The organism is Wenyingzhuangia fucanilytica, assembly GCF_001697185.1.
Lineage (GTDB): Bacteria > Bacteroidota > Bacteroidia > Flavobacteriales > Flavobacteriaceae > Wenyingzhuangia > Wenyingzhuangia fucanilytica.
The window spans coordinates 2,187,099-2,210,825 of sequence record NZ_CP014224.1; the positions used below are offsets into that span (position 1 = coordinate 2,187,099).

At 31.4% G+C, this 23,727-nt stretch carries 14 protein-coding genes and 1 tRNA gene; 6 read left to right on the plus strand and 9 right to left on the minus strand.

Translation table 11 applies throughout. The features are described from left to right. Nucleotides 1-26: 26 nt before the first annotated feature. Entirely contained in the window at nt 27-1,166 is a 1,140-nt protein-coding gene (locus tag AXE80_RS08840) for an NAD(P)/FAD-dependent oxidoreductase (RefSeq protein ID WP_068826430.1), read from the minus strand. Between the two features lie 171 nt (nt 1,167-1,337). On the opposite strand from AXE80_RS08840, the gene AXE80_RS08845 reads away from it, so the two are divergent. Together AXE80_RS08845 and AXE80_RS08850 are read left to right on the plus strand one after the other, a co-directional pair. Next, nucleotides 1,338-4,568 (plus strand): cytochrome c biogenesis protein CcsA, encoded by a 3,231-nt coding sequence (locus AXE80_RS08845; protein ID WP_068826433.1) that lies wholly within the window; start codon nt 1,338-1,340, stop codon nt 4,566-4,568. Between the two features lie 65 nt (nt 4,569-4,633). Beyond that, nucleotides 4,634-5,149: a hypothetical protein gene (locus tag AXE80_RS08850; protein WP_068826436.1), complete on the plus strand. Its 516-nt coding sequence runs from the start codon at nt 4,634-4,636 to the stop codon at nt 5,147-5,149. A 72-nt stretch (nt 5,150-5,221) separates the two neighbouring features. On the opposite strand, the gene bshA is transcribed toward AXE80_RS08850, so the two are convergent. Then, nucleotides 5,222-6,358, minus strand: a complete 1,137-nt coding sequence (bshA, locus tag AXE80_RS08855) for an N-acetyl-alpha-D-glucosaminyl L-malate synthase BshA (protein ID WP_068826438.1) — start codon at nt 6,356-6,358, stop codon at nt 5,222-5,224. A 215-nt stretch (nt 6,359-6,573) separates the two neighbouring features. Between bshA and AXE80_RS08860 the strand changes: the two genes are divergently transcribed. Continuing rightward, nucleotides 6,574-6,646, plus strand: a tRNA-Phe gene (locus AXE80_RS08860). A 291-nt stretch (nt 6,647-6,937) separates the two neighbouring features. Here the strand turns inward: AXE80_RS08860 and AXE80_RS08865 are convergent. From AXE80_RS08865 to AXE80_RS08890, 6 genes are all read right to left on the minus strand, one after another. Further along, a complete protein-coding gene (locus tag AXE80_RS08865) occupies nt 6,938-8,749 on the minus strand; it encodes an arylsulfatase (protein WP_068826440.1) in 1,812 nt (603 codons plus the stop codon). 54 nt (nt 8,750-8,803) lie between these two features. Continuing rightward, entirely contained in the window at nt 8,804-9,955 is a 1,152-nt protein-coding gene (locus tag AXE80_RS08870; RefSeq protein WP_169816820.1) for a putative glycoside hydrolase, read from the minus strand. Nucleotides 9,956-9,965: 10 nt separating this feature from the next. Next, nucleotides 9,966-11,762 carry an alpha-L-fucosidase gene (locus tag AXE80_RS08875; RefSeq protein WP_068826445.1) on the minus strand — a complete coding sequence of 599 codons (1,797 nt, stop codon included), beginning with the start codon at nt 11,760-11,762 and terminating at the stop codon, nt 9,966-9,968. Nucleotides 11,763-12,143: 381 nt separating this feature from the next. Beyond that, on the minus strand, nt 12,144-13,376 hold the full coding sequence (locus AXE80_RS08880) for a putative glycoside hydrolase (protein WP_068826447.1): 1,233 nt from the start codon (nt 13,374-13,376) through the stop codon (nt 12,144-12,146). Nucleotides 13,377-13,496: 120 nt separating this feature from the next. Next, the gene (locus tag AXE80_RS08885; protein WP_083194634.1) at nt 13,497-15,161 is read right to left on the minus strand and encodes a RagB/SusD family nutrient uptake outer membrane protein; all 1,665 of its coding nucleotides are present in this window, start codon (nt 15,159-15,161) and stop codon (nt 13,497-13,499) included. A 21-nt stretch (nt 15,162-15,182) separates the two neighbouring features. Beyond that, nucleotides 15,183-18,353 carry a SusC/RagA family TonB-linked outer membrane protein gene (locus AXE80_RS08890; protein ID WP_068826449.1) on the minus strand — a complete coding sequence of 1,057 codons (3,171 nt, stop codon included), beginning with the start codon at nt 18,351-18,353 and terminating at the stop codon, nt 15,183-15,185. Nucleotides 18,354-18,978: 625 nt separating this feature from the next. Here AXE80_RS08890 and AXE80_RS08895 point away from each other — a divergent pair. The 3 genes from AXE80_RS08895 (at nt 18,979) to AXE80_RS08905 (ending at nt 23,276) form a co-directional block, all read left to right on the plus strand. After that, nucleotides 18,979-20,025 carry a putative glycoside hydrolase gene (locus AXE80_RS08895; RefSeq protein ID WP_083194635.1) on the plus strand — a complete coding sequence of 349 codons (1,047 nt, stop codon included), beginning with the start codon at nt 18,979-18,981 and terminating at the stop codon, nt 20,023-20,025. Nucleotides 20,026-20,239: 214 nt separating this feature from the next. Further along, nucleotides 20,240-21,370, plus strand: a complete 1,131-nt coding sequence (locus AXE80_RS08900) for an alpha/beta hydrolase (protein ID WP_068826451.1) — start codon at nt 20,240-20,242, stop codon at nt 21,368-21,370. Nucleotides 21,371-21,383: 13 nt separating this feature from the next. Then, on the plus strand, nt 21,384-23,276 hold the full coding sequence (locus AXE80_RS08905) for a T9SS type A sorting domain-containing protein (RefSeq protein WP_068826452.1): 1,893 nt from the start codon (nt 21,384-21,386) through the stop codon (nt 23,274-23,276). Nucleotides 23,277-23,351: 75 nt separating this feature from the next. On the opposite strand, the gene AXE80_RS08910 is transcribed toward AXE80_RS08905, so the two are convergent. Further along, nucleotides 23,352-23,693, minus strand: a complete 342-nt coding sequence (locus AXE80_RS08910) for a hypothetical protein (protein ID WP_068826453.1) — start codon at nt 23,691-23,693, stop codon at nt 23,352-23,354. Between the last annotated feature and the right edge of the window lie 34 nt (nt 23,694-23,727).

A 23,727-nucleotide genomic window follows, 5' to 3' on the forward strand; every position in this document is an offset into this window, starting at 1 on the left:
TTTTATATTCTTAAAGAAATTGTTTCTTAAAAAATCAATCCTTTTAACTTTTCTTTAATTTTATCGTTTACATCTTTAGGATAGTTCTTTTCACCCATAAAAATATCTGTCATAGCCTCACTAAATCTTTGTCCATATTTTTTTAACAAAAATTTCCTAACTATTTTACTCGCATAAAATAATTTGGCCAACTTCATAGATGTTAATAATTCTGGCATTATGGTATTTTCAATAATATCAGAATAAGTTTTTGCAGCTTTTTCTTCATCTCCATTGGCTTCTGCAATAGCTTCTGCAACCAACTTACCGCTTAATATAGCATTAGAAATTCCTTCTGCTGTTAATGGGTCTGCAAAACCAGCAGCATCACCAATTAAAAATACATTGTTTTTAACAAAACCATCTAAACGAGGCGTTACAGGAATTTGATATCCGTGTTTTTCTATACTAAGAATCTCTTCAATACCTAAAAACTTAATATACTCTGCGCAGTATTCTTTTATTTTTTTATTGTCATTTAAAATAACTCCTACTCCAATAGACAAATGGTTCTTTTTAGGGAAACACCATCCATAACCAGCAGGGATAGCATCTATATCAAAACGGATTTCTTTAGATAACCTATCAAAATCTTTTTGATTTACTTCAACTTCATACTCTAAAGCTGGAATTAAGGTACGCGTATCTTCTTTCCATCCTGCCATTTTAGCAACTTGGCTGTAAACTCCATCAGCAGCAATTACAAACTGAGTTTGTACCATTCCTTGAGAAGTTTCTATCTCAACCATACCATCCACCTTGTTTAAAGATTTCACCTTACAGTTTTCAATAATTTCTACTCCTAATTCTTTTGCCTTACTAACAATTAATTCATCAAAAGTATCTCTCATTACCAAAGATACAATAGGTTTTTCTCTTTCGGTAATAAAATGTAGGTCTTTTCCCATGTAAACATCAACTCTGTTGAATTCAATATCTACAACTTCAGAAACATCAAAAGGCATATCTTTTCTACCTCTATACACAAAACCACCACCACAAACTTTATATCTTGGTAAAACTTCTTTCTCTAAAATAACAGTTTTAATACCTGCTTTGGCTAGGTGAAATGCTGCCGATGCACCTGAAGGCCCCGACCCTACAACTGCTACTTGATAATTCTTCATAGGTTAAAATATATTTTCGTCAATATTAGAGATTAATAACAATTAAATCAAATACTATTCTTATTAATTTCATCAATTTAAATCTAAAACCTACGCATATTGGCACTAATATTGACAGGTTTTTGGGGTTTATTTACGTATTTTAGCACCTCAAAAAATTTAATATTACCCATGAAAAAAATCTGGAATATTTTGTACAGTACTAGGCTAATGTCTATCCTATTCGTTGTGTTTGGAGCAGCAATGGGAATTGCCACTTTTATAGAAAATGATTACGGTACTGAGACCTCTAAAGCACTGGTTTATAACACTTGGTGGTTTGAAACTATCATGTTACTTTTTATCATCAACTTTTTTGGAAATATTTTTAAATACAAATTATACAAAAAAGAAAAATGGGGAATTTTATTATTCCATGTTTCTTTCTTATTAATTATTATTGGTGCTGCTGTAACAAGATACGTGAGTTATGAAGGAGTGATGCCTATATTAGAGGGCGAAAAGACAAATGAATTCTTTTCAGAAACTACCTACCTAAACGTCAATATACACAACTTTAAAGAAGAAAAGTATGCCCATAGCCCAATTTTACTTTCTGCAAAAGGGAAGGCTACTTATCATTTTGAAACTGATTTTAGAGGACAAGAAGTTGAATTTGAATTAACAGATTACATTCCAAACGCTAAAACAGAATTTACTAGAACAGAAAAAGGAGAAACTTTTATTCACTTTGTAGAATCTAGTGAAGGATCTAGACACGATCATTATATTAAAAAAGGAGATTTAGAAAATATTCACGGTATTTTAGTAGGATATGAAAATGCAGAAAATGCCTCTATCAACTTTACCGAAAAAGATGGGGAATTAATTTTAGAATCTAAATTAGATGGATCTTTTATGCGTATGGCAGATCAGTTCCAAGGAACAATTACTGCAAATACCCCAGAAAAATTTAACTATTTAAGTTTACACCAAATTGCTGGGTTGAGTTTTGTTGTACCAGAAAAACCTATTGTTGGTGAAATGAAAGTAATTTCTGCAAAAGATAAAAAAGCATTTCCAGAAGCTTTATTAACTTTTAAAGTAACCTCTAAAGATAAAATGACTTTAATACAAGTAAAAGGAGGAAAATTCACCTCTAACAAACCTGTAAGTTTTACATTGGCTGGTTTAAACTTTAATTTGTCTTATGGTTCTAAAATTTTAAAACTTCCGTTCTTTATTAAATTAAACGATTTCCAATTAGAAAAATATCCAGGTTCAGAGTCTGCTGCTTCTTATGCTAGCGAAGTAACACTAATTGATGAAGAACAAAACAATACTTTTGATTTTAGAATTTTTATGAATCATATTTTAGATTATAGAGGATATAAATTTTTCCAATCTAGTTATGATTTATCTGGTCCTAAAGAAGAAACCAGATTATCTGTAAACCACGATGCTATTGGAACTACCATCACTTATATTGGTTACTCTATGTTATATACTGGATTGATTATGATTTTATTTATGAAAAATTCTCGTTTTGGACAATTAGGTAAAAAACTTAGAAAACTAAAAAATAAAACAAGCATTATTGCTTTAATCCTTGGACTAAGTTCTACTTTTAGCTTTGCTCAATACGGAGATGAAGATCACAACCACGAAGGTCACAATCATGGTGCTGAAGTAGTTCACGAAGAAAGTCACGAAGGACACAACCACAGTGCAGAAGAGGAACACAACCATCAACAAATGGAAGTTTTATCTCCTCAAGAAGTAAAAGATGCCATTGTAAAAAATGCCGTAAAACCAGAACATGCACTTGAATTTAGTAAAATTGTAATTCAAGATGCTGGAGGACGTATGAAACCTATCAATACTTTTGCTAGCGAATTATTAAGAAAAGTAAGTAAAAGTGAAACTTTTGAAAGTTTAGATGCCAATCAAGTATTTTTATCAATCGTACAAAACCCTAGGCTTTGGTTTGATGCTCCTGTAGTTTATTTAGAAAGAAATGATGAAAAAATTAGAACTGTTTTAGGAATTGATGTCAAATCAAAATACGCTTCTTTATCAAACTTTATAGATCCTAACGGAAACTACAAACTTGTTTCTTATGTTGCCGATGCCGAAAAAAGCCAAATCAAAAGTGCTTTTGAAAAAGATGTAATTAATGTAGACAAGCGTGTTGGTTTGTTATACACTGCTATTAGTGGTAGTATTTTGCGTATTTACCCTAAAATAGGTGATGAAAACAACAAATGGGTTTCGCAATTAGAATTAGAAACTGCTGGATTTAAAGGAACTGATTCCGTTTTTGTAAAACAAATTTTACCTGCTTACAAACAAGTTTTATGGCAAGCTCAACAAAGTGGAGATTATGCTGATGCTAATGAAATTTTAGGAGGTATTAAAAACTTTCAAAAAAAATACGGAGCAGAAATATATCCAAGCCAAAAGAAAATTGATTATGAAATTACTTACAACAAGTATGATATTTTCAAAAAACTATTTTCATACTACACTTATATTAGTACAATATTATTCTTGTTAATTATTTTCCAAATTTTTAAAGATGGAAAAGTAGTTAGAGCTTTAATTAAAGGATCTATAGCAATTGTTATTTTCTTATTTATATTACAAACAGCAGGATTAGGGGTTCGTTGGTTTATTAGTGGACACGCACCTTGGTCTGACGCATATGAATCTATTATATATGTAGCTTGGGCAACCATGTTATTTGGATTAATCTTCGGAAGAAAATCTTCTTTAACCATTGCCGCTACAGCCTTTGTTGCTGCCATGATTTTAATGATTGCGCATTGGAATTGGATGGATCCACAAATTGCAAACCTACAACCTGTATTAAATTCATATTGGTTAATGATTCACGTAGCTATTATTGTAGCTAGTTATGGTCCATTTACTTTAAGTATGATATTAGGATTGGTTGCTTTAATCTTAATGATTTTAACCACTAGTAAAAACAAAAAATCTCTAAAAGTTAAAATTGACGAATTAACCATCATCAACGAAATGAGTATGACTGTTGGTTTGGTGATGTTAACCATAGGAAACTTTTTAGGAGGTATGTGGGCTAACGAAAGTTGGGGACGTTACTGGGGATGGGATCCTAAAGAAACTTGGGCATTAATCAGTATTATGGTTTATGCTTTTGTTTTACACATGCGTTTGGTTCCTGGTTTAAGAAGTAAATTTACTTTTAACATTATTTCTGTTTATGCTTTTGCTAGTATTATGATGACTTATTTTGGAGTAAACTTTTACCTATCTGGATTACATTCATATGCAAGTGGAGATCAAGTGGTAACACCTAGCTTTGTATATTACTCTATAGTAATAGTAGCAATACTTGGCGTATTGGCTTACTTAAAGTTTAAAAAATACTATAAAAAATAAATTGCATTCTGATATCAATAAATATTAATGTAAATTCGCAAATCTTATAAATTCAAACAAGTAATATGTTTCACAAGTATTTAAAATTAGTTTTAGCAGCAGGAGTTACTGTATTAGCTGTATTACAGTTTATTGATGAAAATATAGGTAATGGTATTTTATTATTATTGTTAGCTGGTATTTTTGTTTTTTTATATTTCAAAAATGAAATCTTATTGTTGGCTTTTTTACAAATGAGAAAGCAAAATATGGAAGGAACTGCTAAATGGCTAGATAAAATTAAAAAACCAGAAATGGCTTTAATCACTTCTCAACAAGCATATTTTTACTATTTACAAGCTATTTTATTAGCTCAAAAAAACATGACACAATCTGAAAAGTTATTTAAAAAAGCTTTAGGAATTGGATTACGTATGAATCATGATATTGCTATGGCTAAATTAAACTTAGCTGGAATTGCAATGAGTAAACGTAGAAAAAGAGAAGCTACCACTTTATTAAATGAAGCTAAAAAATTAGATAAGCACGGAATGCTTACTGATCAAATTAAAATGATGAAAGATCAAATGAAAAGAATGTAATCATCATTGATAAAAAATAAAAAACGTCTTCATTATATAATGAAGACGTTTTTTTATGCGCTTAATTTTATTTTATGCCGTAAGTACTAAACTTTTATAAATTGCTTCGTATTTAGGTAAAACATTATCTATACTAAACTCTTTGGCTCTCTCTAAAGCATTTTGCTTATATCCTTCTAATACTTCTTTGCTTTCAATTAACTTTAAAGTATTTTTAGCCATATCATTCACATCTTTTACATCACTTAAAAAACCAGTAACACCATGTACATTTACTTCTGGCAATCCTCCAGTATTTGTAGAAATCACTGGAGTTCTAGCTGCCATCGCTTCTAATGCTGCCAATCCGAAACTTTCTGATTTAGAAGGCAATAAAAACACATCTGTATAACACAAAATTTTATCAACCTCTGTACTATTCCCTAAGAAAACTATCTTATCAAAAACTCCTAACTCACGAGCTAATTTTTTAACATCAACCATTTCAGGCCCCTCTCCTACCAAAATTAATTTTGCAGGCTTAGTTTCTAAAACTTTGGCAAATATTTTTATCACATCCTTAGCTCTCTTTACAGGTCTGTAATTACTAATATGAGTTAAAATAAACTCATCTTCTGTAGCAATACTTCCTCTTTGACAGTCAACTCCTTTTAAAGGGTGATTTTCATACTTTTCTAACTCTATAAAATTATATACTACTTCTATCTCTCTTTTGATATCAAACAATCGATAAGTATCTTCTTTTAAACTATTAGAAACGGTTGTAACTACATCTGAGTGATTAATACTAAATTCTACAGCTGTTTTATAATTTGGATGACTTCCAACCAAAGTAATATCCGTTCCGTGTAAGGTGGTGACTACTCTTATGTCAATTCCTTTTTCATGCAACATTTTTTTAGCCATATAAGCCGCATAAGCATGAGGAATAGCATAATGTACATGCAATAGTTCTAAATTGTGTTTTTCTACTATCTGAACCATTTTACTAGACAAAGCTAGCTCATATGGCTGATAATGAAATAAAGAATATTCTTCTATTTGCACTTGATGAAAGTGAATACCACTAGAAATTAAATCTAATCTAACTGGTGGATGATAGGTAATAAAATGAATCTCATACCCCTTTTGAGCCAATGCCATTCCTAACTCTGTTGCCACAACTCCACTACCTCCAAATGTAGGATAACAAACTATACCAATACGCATATTTAATAATTTCTATATAAGTACGTAAAAATACTTTTAACTTACGGGTTTCACAAAATAAATATGAATTCTATAATTATTTTATAAATACTATTTTTATAATATACTCATAATGAAAAGCATAGAAAATATTTTAAAAAAACATGAATTTTTTATCTAAAAACCTACTGTTTATCTATAAAAAAGTATAAATTTGCAACCGCTAAGTTAAGCATGGTGCCTTAGCTCAGTTGGTAGAGCAAAGGACTGAAAATCCTTGTGTCCCTGGTTCGATTCCTGGAGGCACCACATTAAAAACCACAACTTAATTGTTGTGGTTTTTTGTTTTTTATAGCTTAATGTAAAAACATTAAGTTTATTCAGAAAACTATTAAAAATCAAACTATTTTAAGTGATATTCTCTATAAAAAAGATAAAAGCCATGGTTCTCCCGAAGTTTCGGGACTGGAGGACCACATTAAAAACCACAACTTAATTGTTGTGGTTTTTTGTTTTTAATATTTAGTGATAAAAAATTAATCATTAAAAAAAGCTCAACATTCACAATGCTGAGCTTTTTTAAGATACATTGAAAATTTCTTATTTTATTTTTTCTACATCAACATAGAACGCATTACTTAATATTCCGTTTTCCATATCAAAATAAGCTAACAAGCTTGTCTTTCCCTTAGGTACTTCCATTTCTAATACAGCAGCTGTTTTCTCATTATCAACAGATGTTTCTATTAAATGATTCCCAATTTTCAGATAAGCTTTTTTAAACTTCATAGCTTTCCCATCAATTACTTCTTCTGTATATAATGTCGGTTTCACTCCATCTTTTGTAGCGGCACCTAATGCTAATCCACTTTCTTTAGGCCATCTTCTTAAATAGAATTTGTATTTACCTCCTTCTACAAAATTTACAGAGAAAGAAGCTGGTTTCATTGGTTTTCCTTCTCTAATTAATTGTTGATTCCATGGTGGATAGTAATCTACTGTTCTTGCATCATGACAAGTTAATACCTCTTCATCATCAACTCCTAATTCAATTGTTGAGTATTTAGTTTCTTTAATTACATCTGCCCACCATTCATCATAAAAAGCATTCATTTCTGCAACCTTATCTGGATATTGAGTTGCAAGGTTGTTTTCTTGCCCCGGATCTTGTTTAATATTATACAATTCTGTACCTCTAATCAACCTCCATTCATCATCCATTACACAACTATTCTTTCCTTTAACAGGCCAGTTTACACGTTGTGTATCTGTAACTAAATATCTTTTAGGTGCCTCTTGTATTTCTCCTAATAAATAATTACTCATATCAGCCCCATCCATTGTTTTATGTGACACATACTCTTCACCTAACAAACTAACAAACGTTGGTAAAACATCTACATGTGCAACTAATTGATCTAAAGATTTCCCTCCAGACAAACCTCCATTTGGCCATCTAATAATAAATGGAACTCTATGACCACCATCGTACTCACTACCTTTTGTTCCTTTCATACCAGCATTATACCCATGGTATTCTTTAGTTTTAGGATCTTGTTTATAACCTTTTGCTGTACCATTATCAGTAGTAAATACTACAATTGTATTATCTGCAATCCCTAATGTTTCAAGTTTTTTTAATAACTTTTTAAAATTATCATCTACATTGGTAATCATACCATAAAAACGTTTCTGAGCTTCTATAATACTTGTTTCATCTTTATAAATATTATAGTACTCTTCTGGCACATTATAAGGACCATGTGGAGCATTTAAACTTAAATAACAAAAGAAAGGTTCATTTTTTTTATTTTCTATGAACTGGATAGCTTCATCAAACCAAATATCTGTACAATATCCTTCTTTCTTTTCTGGAACTCCGTTTCTCATATAAGTATCATCAAAGTAATCGTTTTTCCAATAATCTGGAGTTTGTCCTACTCCACCACCACTATGATAAAAAGCTTCTTGAAAACCTCTATCTTCTGGTAAAAAAGGATGATTGTCTCCCAAATGCCATTTTCCGAACATTGCTGTATTATAACCTTTATTCTGTAGTACATTTGCCAAAGTAACTTCCTCTTTATTTAACATAGAAGCCCCCATAATGGTATGCCAAACTCCATTTCTATTACAGTTTCTACCTGTTAATAAACCAGCTCTTGTAGGTGCACAAGTAGTTCCCACATGATAATTAGTTAAATTTACAGCTTGCTTAGAAAACTGATCAATTGTTGGTGTTTTAATTATTGGGTTACCGGTATGTCCTAAATCCCCATACCCCTGATCGTCAGTAATTACAACAATTACATTAGGTTTAGTTGTAGTTACTTTTTTTGTTTCTTTTTCTTTACATGAAATTTGTAATAATGTTAAAAGAAGAAAAAATCCTGATTTTATAAATCGATTCATTTTTAGTTAAAATTTATTATTTAATGTATTAGTTGCTTTATTATAACATACATCTTATTTCCAATTAATTTTAGCTTCTTTAGTTGCTAAGTTCAACCAAACAGATGCATGTTCATAATTTCTTGTTAACTCCCAGTTATGAACCTTCATTTCATTTAATGGCTTTCCTAGAGACTTGTCTAATTCAGGGTACCATTCCAATCCCCCATCATCCATTCTATAACCCCAATTATAAATAAAGTAAGAGTTTTCTTGTGCCCCTGCTAAAAAAGCTGCCAAAGGAAAAGTTATATTAGCTCGTGCTATTTTTCTTTTTTCCTGTAATGGTTTAGCCATAAAATTTTTATCTATCCACGAATGTTCATTTGGCCAAGCTTTAAAAACAACTATTTTACCTGTTTTTCCTGCTTTTTCCATTTCTAGAATATCTTGCAACATACTTTCTTTTGACTTACTTTGAAAATTAGCAAAATGCTCAATCATCACAGCATCTGTGTGTTCTGGAAAATCATTTCCAACATTTCTATTAGGAATAGAACGAATACCATTATAAACGATAAGGTGATCCTCTCCAATAGCAGCTCTTGTTTCTGCAATTAAATCTTTTAGTCCCTGTTGTATAGCATCATATTTTTTCTGTCCCCATAATTCAATATTTCCTTTGTTAATTACTTGAATAAAAGCATCCATAAAAACACCATCAGCATGACCATCAACAACCGCTTTTTTTGCTATGCTTACCCACCATTTTCTAAATGCTGGATTAGATAAATCATAACGTTTTACTTTAGCCGATTTATAATCATAATTTCCATCTAACTTTTTTAGCCACCATTCTTTGTGATTTTCATACTCCTTATGAGCATCATATAAATTGTAATCTAAAAAAGCATTCCAATAAAAAACAACTTTTGCTTTAGGATTAATATCCTTAATTCTTTGTGCTTCGTTATCTATTCCTTTTTCAGTTCTTATATCACCTCCGTGGCCTTTTTCTAAAACAATAAAGTTTGAATGTGAGGTAACAAAATCTAGTTCCTTATCGGTCATTAATCCATTTCGTTTTGCAAAATGAAAAGCAACGGGAACTGTTTTCCAGCTAAATTCAGGATAGTAATCTTTATTTGTTTTAGATTGACCATTTACAGATAAGCTGAGTAAAAAAATTACTCCTAAACAAATAAACTTTTTCAAAAATGCTTTCATAATTAAAGTTTTACTCATTAATTGGAGATAACTTTAGTGTCTTTAAACTTGAGGTTTTAGGATTCCCTTCTACCAAAGAAGTAGTAATTGTATGTTTTCCTGGAGTTTTAAATTCTAAAATCCCCATTTTATAAAACTCATATTTTTCAGTGGCCGCTTGTTGATTTTGAACAACAATCCCCTCATCTGTTTCAGTTTTCCATACCAAACGATTTTCTCCACTATATGCCAAGTCTAAATAATAATACCCTGCTTCTTTTACATTTACTGTCCAAGTTACCTTACCACCTTCTTTCCAGCTTCCAACTTGATTAACATGTTTCCACTCTCCAAACTTCTCCATCCATCTTATATTTTTTTGCTCAGCGTTTGTAACTACACCAAACTCCGTAATCAATTCTGTTTCTACATTTGGATAAATTGCCAAAGTATCATCAACTCCTTGATGTTTCCCTTTAAGTTTAACCTCTATAACAGAAATTAATTTTTCTGGTGCTTCAAAAGGAACATCAAAAGTAACCCATCCATTATTTGCTTTAAAATTAACTTTAGAACTTCTATTTCCTTTTAACAATCTTGCTGAAGCAATTTCACTTTTAAACCCTGGCAAATGTAATTTTCCATCTTTTGGCCATTCTGACACTGCTAAAAACATAGATTCTCCATTTGTGGTTACATCACCCCATGCCAATTTATAATCCCATGGAGACGGTCCTGCTCCATAAATAACTTGGGGATATTTTTTAATCCAAGCTCCAGCTTCTTCTAAAAACTCTGCTCCTATTTGAGGTACCTCACCCAAGGCATTTGGACCTACATTAAATAAATATGATCCTCCTCTACCAACAGTTTCTATCAATCTTCCTAAGATTATTTTAGGGCTTTTAAAATTATTATCATACCATGCATATGACCAAGAGTCGTTGTTAGTATCACAAGTTTCCCACAATCCTTTAATTCTCTTTGTAGGCACTTCCATATCACCAACACTTGCATAATCTCCTAAACCATAACCAACTCTACTACACATCATAGCCTTTGGCTGTAATTCTCTTACCATTTCTGCCAACTCCACAACATATTTCTTTTCCATATCACCTGGAGTATCAAACCAAACAAAATCTATTTCTCCATAATTGGTACAAATTTCTCTTACTTGTGGCTTACATTTATTATAGAAATAATCTTTAAAAGTAGCTTCTTTACCATTTTGATCAACTTTAGGCCCTCTAGTTCCTCCTGGAGCAGTCCAATCTTGATTATGAGAATAATAAAACCCAAATCCTAAACCTAATTCATGACAAGCATCTGCCAATTCGTGCATAGGATCTCTACCAAAAGGAGTAGCATCAACAATATTAAAATCACTTACCTTACTATCAAACATCGCAAACCCTTCATGATGTTTACTAGTAATAATAATATACTTCATCCCTGCATCCTTGGCTAATCTTGCAATTTTCTTAGCATCAAAGTTTACAGGATTAAAATCATTTGCAATTTTTTTATAATCATCTACAGGGATCCCTGCCATTCTAGGATTCATAATCCATTCTCCAATTCCGTAGTAAGTTTTATCTTTCCACACCCCACCTAAATTAGAAAACAACCCCCAATGTATAAACATTCCAAAGTTACTCTCATCAAAAAACTTTCCTTTTCCATTCTTTAAAGCATCTTCAGTTACAGATGTGTCTCCCCACATCTCCTCCATCCCCTTTTCACTACCTTGAGAATATAAAGAATTGCTAAAAATTATTACTGTAGCAAGCAGTAATACATACTTGTTGATGTTTTTAAAACTCATTTATTAAAAATTTAAAATTTTATTGTACTTAGAAGTTTTAGCTAATACCTAAAAAGATAGCCTCTACTTTTTAGCTAAAGTATTAGCAAAACACTAAATTTACTTTCTCATATTAATCATAGTATTGCTTAGATAATGCTTAAAAACCCTTTTAGTTGTTAATACTTACTCTTTTTATGCATTTATTTTACTCTTTAAATTATTAACACTAAAAAAAATTAAAGTTTGACTTTACACTTCAATTGCAACATTTACAACCCAACTTTAGTTTTCTAATACATCAAGTATTTCTCTTGTTAAAGACTAGAGTCTACTATCTAAAAGCACTCTTCTAAAAGCAAATATTTATACAGCTATACTTATTTATACTTACAATACTTCCTACTCCTTCCAAGTTAAAGTAGCTGTTTGAGTTTCTAGATTTAACCAAACATCTAAGTTTTCAAATTTTCTAGTATAGATATATCCATTCTTAATAGCTTTTCCTAAAGGAGCTCCTAAAGCTTTTTTATATTGATCAAATTGATGAAGCCACACTGCAGAGTTCGTAGCTAAATATCCATCATGTAAATAGACATAGCTATATTTTTCTGCACAAATTAAAAAGATGGCTAATAAATAATCTACACGCTTATTAAGTTCTTCGTCATTTAAATCAACATCTTCTCTTTGATCATCTATTCCGGTATTATTGTCAATAGCTTCGCCTAAACCTAAAGTCATTGTTATTATTTTTCCAGATTGTGCTGCTTTTTGAGTCGCTTCAATTCCCTCTACTAAGTACTCGGCATTGCTCATACCAAAAGCTTCGCTATCAAAACCTTCTAAATAACTTCCATTAAAATACCCTAAGTACTCCAAACCATTTTCTTCAAATTCAGGTCTTACACGAATTATATTGGCTAATATTAAATTGTTTGATAAGCTTTCTTTTAATCTAGACATCATAGAAAAATAACTGTTTTCTATTTCTGCTTGTTTATTTACCCCTACTTTACTTGAGAAAAAACTTGGTACTAAAACCTTAATATTGGCATCTATAAAAGTTCCATCTATATTTGGTGTTGCGACCATGTCTTCAACACTTTTTAACCAATACTCTTGAACAAAACTTTTTGTAATATCGAAAAAAGGAGTGCTTCCATTTGGCATATAAACCAATTCATTATTTTGATTTTTTAATAAAGCACTAGGGTTTTTACTAATAAATTCATCATCATTTTTATAATTCCCCCAATTAATAACTACATTTCTATAGTATAAAACTTTAGCTTTATTATTTTTTAGTTTTATGGCACTTGCTGTTGCCAAAGTACCCTCTTCTGTAGAACCATAGGTGTTTTGTGCTTGAGATTTCTCTAGTGTTATTAGCGGAAAACTGGCCAAGTAATTTATTTCTTCATCCGTATATGCAGTGTTTTTACGCACATGCATGTATAAAGGCATAGTATCCCATGAAAACTCAGGGTAATTACTGTAATCTATTTCTTGGTTTTGTTCTAGTTCTTCTTCAGTTTCTTGCTCTAGTTCTATAATTCCATTTTTAGTACTACATGAAAGCTGCCCACAAAGAATCCCTAACAAAATGATATAAAAAAAATATTTATGTTTCATTTTTTTGTTTTTTGAAATAATTTATTTTTTAGACATGAATCCATAATATCACCTCTATTAAAACTAAAAACCCTATTGCTTCAATAAAAAGAAACAATAAGGTTTTTGTGGTTTTAAATTTTAATATCCTTTATTTTGAACCCAACCATTTTTCGCATTTAATTCAATTTCAGATTGAGGTATTGGCCATAACCATTCATTATCTGGCCAAGGAATACTACCATTTACTGCTGAATAACAATTTCTGTACACTGCTAAAGATCCTTGTGCCGAAGTCCACAAAATATTTATTGTTGCTGTTTCTGTAGCCAATCTATTGGTTCTTATTAAATCAAACTTACGTTTAGACTCTCCATTAAACTCACATCTTCGCTCTTTCCATACAGCCTCTCTAAAATCTACCTGAGATAAGCCTGCTGTTAAATCTCCTAATCCTGCTCTATTTCTAATCTCATTAACAGCATTATAAGCGTCAACATTAGGACCATTATCCGCTTCGTTTTGAGCTTCTGCATAAATTAACAACGCATCTGCATAACGATATAGAATTGTATTGGCATTTGTATATTGAAAACTAGTTCCATCTAGTCCTAAAAAATAGTCTATATCAACGAATTTTCTCATTGTCGGTTGGCACACATAAGATGCCCCATCACTTGTGTCATACCTTGTCATAATACTCCAATCTCTCCTTTCATCTCCGCTTTCAAAAGCATCATACAAATCTGGAGTAGGAATATATGTACCTACTCCTGGTGGTCTTCCAGGAAAACGTAAACCAACACTAACTGTACCTGTATTCCCCTCGCCTAACAAAGGTTGGTTTCCTCCAGCCCCCCAATAGCTTGCTCCATTAGAACTTGGACTACACTCTCTACTTAACCAACTACCAGACCCAGCAACACCAACATAGGCTATTTCTAACATAGATTCTTTAGAAAATACATTGTTTTTATCCCATGCAACACCATAGGCTGGTGTAACATTAGCCCCATTTATTACCTCATCTTTATTTAGCCCATGAGGTGAATTGTCTATTACTTCTTTTGCTTTATCTCTAGCTAAAGCCCAGTTACTTTGATCTCCTTGAACAAAAGTTCCTTGAGAAGTTCGTCTCCATCCAGCTCTTGTTAAATAAACTTCAGATAAAATTAATTTAGCAGTCCACTTACTAATATGTCCATCATGCAAACCATCACGACAATTATTTTCTGCAAACTTTAAATCTGGTATGATAATTTGATTATAAATATCATCTACACTAGACCTAGGCTTCATAAAATCACTTTCTGTAGTCACTGCATTTACAATTAGAGGTAAATCTCCATAAGCTCTGGCTAAATTGTAATAGAAAAAAGCTCTTAAAGCTCTAGCCTCTCCAAGTATAATGTTTTTCTCAGTCTCATCCATTTCTATATCTGGCACATACGCTAATACATTATTAGCTCTAGCAATTCCAGTCCAATAAATAGTATACATTCCATATCCCTCAAATAAAGAATTAGAAGCAGTAACAGTGTGCGTTCCAAAATCATTTGTAGCAGAATTTCCTTGAGTTCTAGTTACCAAATCATCTGTGTAAACATCAATAATAGGCCACCATCTACTATAAATATTATTTAAACTCTCGTACGCTCCATCTACCCCAGTTCTGGCATCTCCGGCTGTTTTATAATAATTTTCCCCTGATATAAATGTTGGGGGCTCTTCATCTAAAAAGTCACCACATGAAGAAAAACTAATCCCCATAAGAATCAATAGTCCTATTTTTATATATATTTTCATAATTTTCTATTTTTTTAATTTTTAAAATTTTACACTTACCCCCATTCTAATAGTTCTCGCTAGAGGATATCCTCCATTGTCATGCCCCATACTAGTAGCTGCTGAACCATTTAAAGAAACATCAGGATGGTAACCAGTATAATTTGTCCAAGTGTATACGTTACTAATAGATCCAAAAACTCTTAAGTTGTTAATATTTAATTTTGCTGTTACAGATTTTGGAAAACTATAACCTAACGTAATGTTTTGCAAACGCACAAATGATGCATCCTCTACAACTCTATCACTAAACAAAGGACTAAACGAACCATTTGCTAAATCAACTCTTGGATAAGTAGTACTAGGATTTTCTGGCGTCCACCTTTCCATTGCCAATGCCAAACCTTGCCTAGAAGAAAACCTTAACAAGTCTAAGTTCTGTATGTTAGCAATATCTCTTCCTATTTGTGAGTCTACAAAAAAGCTAATATCTAAGTTCTTGTATTTAAAACTATTGTTAATACCAAAAGTCAAATCTGGTTGAGCTGTTCCTATTACTTTTCTATCATTTTCATTTAACACCCCATCATTATTTAAATCTTCATACAATTGCTCTCCAGGACGAGCTACTGATGCATTTCTAGGTACCCCACCTTTAAAATCATTTACAAAAGTATAAGCATCGTTAGGAGCTGCATTATATTTAGTTATTTGTTGTTCTTTGGTTAGTCCTTGGAACTCAACAAAATCTTCAAATTGAGCAATTCCAGATTGTTTGTATCCATAAAAAGAACCTATTTCTTCTCCAATAATTAAACGCTGAGTTCCTCCAGAAATATATCCTGGATCCCAACCACTTAGTACATAATCTGCAGCCATATCTCTAACTTTTGTTTTTCCAGTACTAAGATTTGCACCAATAGTCCAAGTAAAATCTACAGTTGAAATAGCATGTGCATTTACAGACATCTCAAAACCATTTGTTTCTAAAGAACCATAATTTTGAGTATAGGTACTAAATCCTGATTGAGATGGTATTCTATTATTTGCAAATAGAATATCCTCTGATATTTTTCTATAATATTCAAAGCTTCCTGTAATTCTATTATCAAACAAACTATAATCTAAACCTGCATCAAATTGAGCTGTAGTTTCCCAAGTTAAATCTTTGTTTGGAAGTTGGGTAGCAAAATAAATAGTACTCAACATTTCTCCTCCACTACCATTACCAAAACCTGTTTGACCACTTCCATATTGATCTAAAGATTGATATGGCTGTATAGCTTGGTTTCCTGAAACACCATAACTAAGACGTAACTTTAATTCAGAAATAGCATCTATTTCCTTCATAAAACTTTCTTCATTAATTTTGTAAGCTAGTGCTGCTGCAGGAAAGAATGCCCATTTGTTATTGGCAGCAAATTTTGAAGAACCATCAAAACGTCCTGTTAATGTTAACAAATACTTCCCTTTATAATTATAATTAATTCTTCCAAAAAAAGATGACAATCTATTATCAGAATATGTAACTCGATCAGGATCGTAAAACGTAGCTGAACCAGGAGCATAATAAGTTAATAAATCATTTGCAAAACCATAGTTAGAAACATAAACAGACTCCATTTCTGTAAACTCTAGAGACTCCCCTAACAAAACATTCAAATTATGTTTTCCAAATCTTTTTCTATAATTTAAAGTATTTGTTATTGTAGATCTAGTAAACCTAGAATCTCCGGTTTTAGCTCTACCTCCTTCTGCCACATCATTAGGTAAAATATTATATTGATAATATCTCTGTGCTATATTTCTAGCTTGATGTGTTAAGTTTGTTTTAAAAGACAATGCTTTATTAAAACTATAATCAAAAAATAAACTTCCTGAATATTGTGTTAAAAGATTATTAAAATCATTTGCATTAATTGCTAATATAGGTGTCCATAAATCAACCCCCTCATCTTCTGAGTCAGCATCTAAGTTACTTGTTGGCGCGCTTCTTAACGCCCTCGAAATTGCACTACTAGCTCCTCTTAAATTATTACTTCCTGTACTAATAGCTCTTTGATTAGAAGTTACATGTGTGTAACTAATTCTAGTCCCTACTTTAATTTTATCTGAAATATTTGCATCTAAATTTACTCTATTCCCTATACGCTTATAATCTGTTTTTTCTACAATCCCCTTTGCATCTAAAACATTAGTTGAAATTAAATACCTTAAATCTTTATTTCCCCCACTAAAGTTCACATTTGTATTTGAGCTTGTTCCTGCCCTAATAATTGTTTTCTGCCAATCACTTGTCTGTAATAAACCTAAATTAGCAGAATCTAACCTTACTTGGTTTCTTATAGGCTCTCCTGCGTTTACATATGCCTCTTCATTTAAAATCGTATATTGATTTGCATCTAATAAGTCTATAAAATTTGGTATTTCCAATATAGAAAAGTCATGATCAACAGTAATTACTCCTTTTCCTTCTTTTCCTCCTTTTGTTGTAATTAATACTACTCCATTTGCTCCACGAGAACCATATATTGCTGTAGATGATGCATCTTTTAAAACCTCAATTGACTCTATATCTGCAGGGTTCAACATTGATAACGGGCTTATTGCTGCACTAGCTTGGTCCTGTCCTGACAACGAACCTGCTGATGTATTGTCCATCGGTGTTCCATCTATAATATATAATGGATCACTACCATTTAAAGAACTTATCCCTCTAATTTTTATTGAAGCTCCTGAACCTGGGGCTCCTGAACCTTGACTTACCACTACCCCAGAAGCTCTACCTGCTAAAGCTTGTTCAATCCCAATTGCTCCTGTTTTTGTAATATCTTCTGCCTTAATACTAGAAACAGACCCTGTTAAATCACTCTTTTTAACAGTTCCGTACCCAACAACTACAACCTCGTCCAAAGCTTCAGCATCAGGCTCAAGACTTATTTTAAATTGTCTTTTAGCACCAATCGCTACGATTTTCATTTTATAACCGAGAGTGGTAATTTTTAAAGACTTTTTAGCCGCAGGAGCTGGTACCTTAATAGTAAAGTTCCCATCAAAATCAGAGATAACCCCTATAGAAGTTCCGTCTATAAGTACTGTTGCACCAATAAGAGGTAAACCTCTTTCATTATACAAAGTACCTGTAATGGTTTGCTCCTGTGCATACAGCACACTCGATAAAACCAGTAAAATAATTACACATAATTTCTTCATAAAGTGTTTTTTTTAGTTTAGTAAAATAAGTTAGTTATTATTGTTTATATAAACTTAAACAGTTGAGCTATCAACAAACATTAAGTTTAACATCTGCTAAATTCCTACATAAACCAAGAATTAAGTCGCTCTAATCATTCCTTTATTTGCTTAATTCAATCAACTACAGAAATAAAGTCTAAAAAACCCAAAAAACAATCAAAAAACCAACAATAACACAACAAAAGACTAATATTATTTAATTTTATCAAATCCTCTATAAACTTTTTTTTCTTTATTTTTTATTCTAACTGATTGAAATAAGCAAAAAACAAGTAAATCATAGCGCATACTTATGCTATTAAACTACTAATTTTTATTCGTCATAATCACAGTACCTTTTATAGTTCTTGAGAACAAAAAGCACCTTTCACAATTACATTAACACAATAGAGTTTGATATAACTAAACACCATAGAAGAGTCTTTAAATACTAGTCTCTAATATTTCAAATAATTAAAACAAGAAAAAAACACAATTATTAAGTAGCAATATATTCCTTTCGTCATCCATAGATTTTGATTAAAAAATATACTTAGCTAAAAACATTCGAAACCAGCAATAAGATTTAAAATAATATGTACTCATGAAATACAACATCATTACACTCTTTATTATTACACTTGCTTGTGTAACTCCAAACATGGCTCAAAATGTTGAGTCTACCAAAAACCTACCTGAATTCTCTTGGGATACTATGCCTTTATATATGCATTTACGTAAGGCAACAACATTTACTAAAGAAGAACTTAAATTTATAGCAAAACATCCTCTAATTACTTTTGAAAAAACGACAGGTAGTAGAACTTATGGTTCTACAGAAAAAGGAACTATAAAAGCTGCCCAAGCTGTAAAAAAACTAAATCCTAATGCAAAAATATTATACTATAAAAATGTAGTAATCAATTGGCCTAGTTATAAAGAAGATGAGGATTTTCTAAACAAACATCCCAAAGGAATTTTAGTAGATGAGCAAGGTGAAAAAGCTTTAATGCCTAATAAAAAAACTGGATTTTTTGACTTATCACAAGAAAAGGTTCGTGATTATTGGTTAGACCATGTGACTAAAATGACGAATAACCCAGCTATTGATGGTTTATTTATGGATGCAAACATTAAAGTATTAGCTCCTGTTTTTTTCAATAGTCGTGTTGGGATAGAAAAACAAAAAGCCATTGAAACTGGTTATTTATCTATGATGGAAGAGTTAAATCATAGATTAGGAAATGACAACTTATTAATTGCAAACATTCTTAGAGTCCGTCCAGAGTTTAAAGATGTTGGTAGAGAATATCTAAAGTTTTTTTCAGGATCGTACATAGAGGGATTTGAACATCAAAGCTTTGGAATGAGTTACGAAGATTATTTAGCTAAAGGAATCGAAGCTGTTCAAAAATCTGCAAGAGAAGGAAAAATTATTGCCATGTCTATGGGAATTGGAGAAGCTTCTAAAAATGCAGAAGAAGGAATTGATGATGTTAGAAATAAAATTAATATCAATAATGATTTAACCAAACGTATAGATTACATCTTGGCTATTTTCTTGGTTTGTGCAGAAAAATATAGCTACATATATCCACATGATGGATATGGTATTGAAAAATCAGCTGTTTGGTTAAAAACTTTTCCTTAATATGAGAAAAAATTAGGAGCTCCAAAAGGGTTCGCTAAAAAAGAGGGATATGTATACACCCGTTCTTTTGAGCATTTAGATGTTGTTTTGGATATTAAAAATAAAACAGCACAATTGAACTGGAAACAACAATAGTAAAGTTCCTACGCCATCTTTCATAGTACTTTAACTATTCTTTCGAGAACACTAACAACAAATAGATACAAAACAGAAAATGAAATCATATCAATTATTTATTTTAATAGCATTGATGCTGTTACTTCCCTTAACTAAAGGAGCAGCACAAACAGAAGATCAATCTAATGGAGCCTATCGCAACATATATATTCAAAATACTTGGCAAAAATTAGATCAAAATAAGGATGGGCAGTTCACTGAAAATGAAAATAAAAGGAGTTGGCAAAAACTTAAACGATTTGATATAGATAATGATCAACAAGTGAGTTTAAAAGAATATGTTGATAAAATTCATGTTCCTTATTTAAATACCGGTGGAAAACGTAAGCTAAACGTATTATATAAAAAGACAAAAGAAGAAGATTTATACTTAGACATATATTATCCTAAAAACACAAAAGAAGGAGACAAACTACCTGTAGTTGTTTATACTCATGGTGGTGGATGGACAGCTGGTAGCAGACATGGTGCTTCTAATGCTTCTTTTAAAACCGTACATACAGCACTTTTAGAAAAAGGATTCTGTGTAGTTTCTGTAAGTTACAGATTATGGACAAAAAATGGAACTACTAGTATGCGAGATTGCGTAATTGATTGCAAAGATGCCCTCCTATATTTATCCAAAAACAGTAACAAACTAGGATTAAACAAAAATCGTTTTTACTCATTTGGAGATTCTGCCGGAGGACAAATTTCTCAAATGTTATTATTAAGTACTCACGAAAGCTTAACAGGTGATCCATTGTTAGCTAAATATAGTTACAAAATGGTCGCTGGAGTTTCTTGGTACGGACCATGTGATTTTGAGAAATCTAGTTTATTTAACCACGATGATAAAACTAATTTTCATGATAGGTTTGGACCTAGAATTTTAAAACCAAACACCAATCCTAAAGATAAATTAACATTGTATAGAGAAATGAGTCCTATCAATTATCTAACTAAAAACAGCGCACCTTTATTAATGATACAAGGAGATAGCGACACAACTATCCCTGTAAAACACGCCTATTATATGCAAGAAAAAGCAGAAAAAATAGGTGCTCCTGTCAGCATTATAATTGTAAAAAATGCTGGGCACAATTGGAGAAAAGTTGGTGCTGACATTAATCCAACTAAAGAAAAAATAGAAAAAGTAACAGTTGATTACTTTGTTTCACATAACTAACCAATAAAACACTATGAATAGAGAATTACAACTCATTAAAACTAAATCAGTATTAAAATACTGTTTAATCAATTTCGCGTTTTTGTTTACCAATAAAGTTTCTGCTCAAAATATAGAAACCTTATCAATTCATCAAAGTCCAACAGAAGCACTAGATAGTACTTTCTTTCATCATGTCCCATTTAAAGATTATAATGATTTAATCACCCCAAGTAACAATACCACTTTTACTACTAACTACGAACCTTCTGGTAGTATTTGGGGAGAGGTTTTAGATGAAAAAAATGTTTTTTTAGCACGTTTAAAGCATATATCAAACTCTAATAATACTTGGGATTTACGTATAGGTAAAGGAGGACAAATCTATTCTTTTATTGGTCCATATGGAGAAGGTGTTCCGCCTAGTAACAAAAGTCATTCTCAATGGAATGATGAGGTTTGGCAGCCAGTAAGTGTTGCTTTAACATTAAATAATGGTGATACAAACGATGAGGTAAAAGAAGGAGCTACTAACGAAGGATTAAAATATTTTATACATGGGGCCGGTACTTATATTACAGAAGGTTTAGACACTCCCTTTTATAGTCCACTCATGGCATCCTACTACAATCCTACTGAAAAAGCGTACTATGTAACCAATTGGGGTGCACAAGCACATCTACCATCATTATTTAAATCAGGAGTTTTATATACAACCAAATACAAGGATATAGGAGAAGGTATTTTAGAAGTTACATATGTAATTGAAAATTTTGGAACCGATACTTTAGATCATTTAAACATTCCTTGGGGAGGAGTTAGAAGTTCTTCTTTAAGAGGTAAATTTATTAGTAGACCCGGTGGAGATATTGAAATTATTTACGGACAAACAGGTACAGAAATTAGTGGAGACCTTGAAGATATTGATAAAACTGGTGGTTATGTTATTTATGCTCAATATACACTTTCTGCATCAAGTCCAGCATTAGGAATTGTTTTTGGAGATAAAATTTTAAAAGAAGAGTTTAATAATCATAATCTTAGCAGAATCTACTACAGAAGCGCGCAAGTTGGAGGAGATACAAATCCACGTGATTATACACTATTTACCACTATTGCAAAAATAGATGTAAAACCAGAAGACATCTTTTATTACAGAATATATTATATCAACGGAACTAGACAAGAAGTACAAGAAAAAGCAAACAAAATAAAATCAGAAGTAGCCTATGGATTTATATCACCTACTGTTGAAAACTCTCCTATGATAACTATTAAAAGTGAAGAGTTAGATGATGCGCTAAATCAGGATATCCAATTATTTACAAGTCCAATTAAAGGGATGGTTCCTATATTTTTAATGAAAAATACAACTACAGGAAAAGAATACATTTCCCCTGACCTATATTACGATGTAGATACTTTTCCATTTAGCAACCCTTACGAAGAAGATAGTCCAAAATATGAAACCTATCAAAATAGAATTACCTATAGACAGTACAACGGGAAAATTGAATATGTTAGACTACTAGGATACGCATCCAGTGAAGATTTAAGCAATGATGGCACCCAATACACCTTATTAGATGATTTAATAATAGATGATACTAAAGTAATATTAACAACTGAATACCTAAATAAATTATGGGTTCCTATTGCTGAGGACTTAACAAATAATAGCCTAATAAAAAACAAATCATATAGTGTAAGCCCTAATCCTGTAGTAGATTATTTAAACGTAAAAATCCCAAGTTTACACCAAAACTCATCACTTACAGTAATGAACTTACAAGGGCAAACCGTTCATAAAGAATATCTTATAAAGAAGAACAATAAAATTAATTTAAGCAACCTAACTCCTGGAGGATATTTTATTAAAATAGGAAACAATGAAACAGTGTTAAATATGAAGATGATAAAGTATTAAAACAATTACAATAGTTTAAAATAAAAAACGCTAACAAATAAATGTTAGCGTTTTCTTATTCTTTTAATTCCTAAATTATTTTGCTCTACCTGCTTTCAATAATTCTACAGCACGTGGTCTTCCAAAAGCAGCTACCATATCTGAATTTAATTTAACTCCGTTTTCCTTTATCTTTTCTTTAAATTTTTCAGGGTTACTATCTCTATACTCTTTAGCAAAACTAAAGTGATTCATGAAATATGCTTTCTTTATACTTAAATATTTTTCTTGCTCCTCCTCATTTAGGCTAATAACCGCTGTTACTTTTTGAAGATCTTTACTAGCTAAAGTTTCTGCTCGAGCCTCTGCATTAGACTGCCCCATACTTGCAACACTAATTAATAAAGCTATAGCTAAGGTTGTTATTGTTTTTTTCATTTTTTAAAGTTTTTAATTAATATTTATTGTTTTT

Excerpts from the sequence above, each read along its gene's own strand:
- AXE80_RS08875 (WP_068826445.1), bottom strand. The coding sequence starts at position 11,762 with ATGAGTTTTAAAAACATCAACAAGTATGTATTACTGCTTGCTACAGTA.
- AXE80_RS08885 (WP_083194634.1), bottom strand. The coding sequence starts at position 15,161 with ATGAAAATATATATAAAAATAGGACTATTGATTCTTATGGGGATTAGT.
- bshA (WP_068826438.1), bottom strand. The coding sequence starts at position 6,358 with ATGCGTATTGGTATAGTTTGTTATCCTACATTTGGAGGTAGTGGAGTT.
- AXE80_RS08865 (WP_068826440.1), bottom strand. The coding sequence starts at position 8,749 with ATGAATCGATTTATAAAATCAGGATTTTTTCTTCTTTTAACATTATTA.
- AXE80_RS08845 (WP_068826433.1), top strand. The coding sequence starts at position 1,338 with ATGAAAAAAATCTGGAATATTTTGTACAGTACTAGGCTAATGTCTATC.
- AXE80_RS08870 (WP_169816820.1), bottom strand. The coding sequence starts at position 9,955 with ATGAAAGCATTTTTGAAAAAGTTTATTTGTTTAGGAGTAATTTTTTTA.
- AXE80_RS08850 (WP_068826436.1), top strand. The coding sequence starts at position 4,634 with ATGTTTCACAAGTATTTAAAATTAGTTTTAGCAGCAGGAGTTACTGTA.
- AXE80_RS08905 (WP_068826452.1), top strand. The coding sequence starts at position 21,384 with ATGAATAGAGAATTACAACTCATTAAAACTAAATCAGTATTAAAATAC.
- AXE80_RS08890 (WP_068826449.1), bottom strand. The coding sequence starts at position 18,353 with ATGAAGAAATTATGTGTAATTATTTTACTGGTTTTATCGAGTGTGCTG.
- AXE80_RS08880 (WP_068826447.1), bottom strand. The coding sequence starts at position 13,376 with ATGAAACATAAATATTTTTTTTATATCATTTTGTTAGGGATTCTTTGT.
- AXE80_RS08840 (WP_068826430.1), bottom strand. The coding sequence starts at position 1,166 with ATGAAGAATTATCAAGTAGCAGTTGTAGGGTCGGGGCCTTCAGGTGCA.
- AXE80_RS08900 (WP_068826451.1), top strand. The coding sequence starts at position 20,240 with ATGAAATCATATCAATTATTTATTTTAATAGCATTGATGCTGTTACTT.
- AXE80_RS08895 (WP_083194635.1), top strand. The coding sequence starts at position 18,979 with ATGAAATACAACATCATTACACTCTTTATTATTACACTTGCTTGTGTA.
- AXE80_RS08910 (WP_068826453.1), bottom strand. The coding sequence starts at position 23,693 with ATGAAAAAAACAATAACAACCTTAGCTATAGCTTTATTAATTAGTGTT.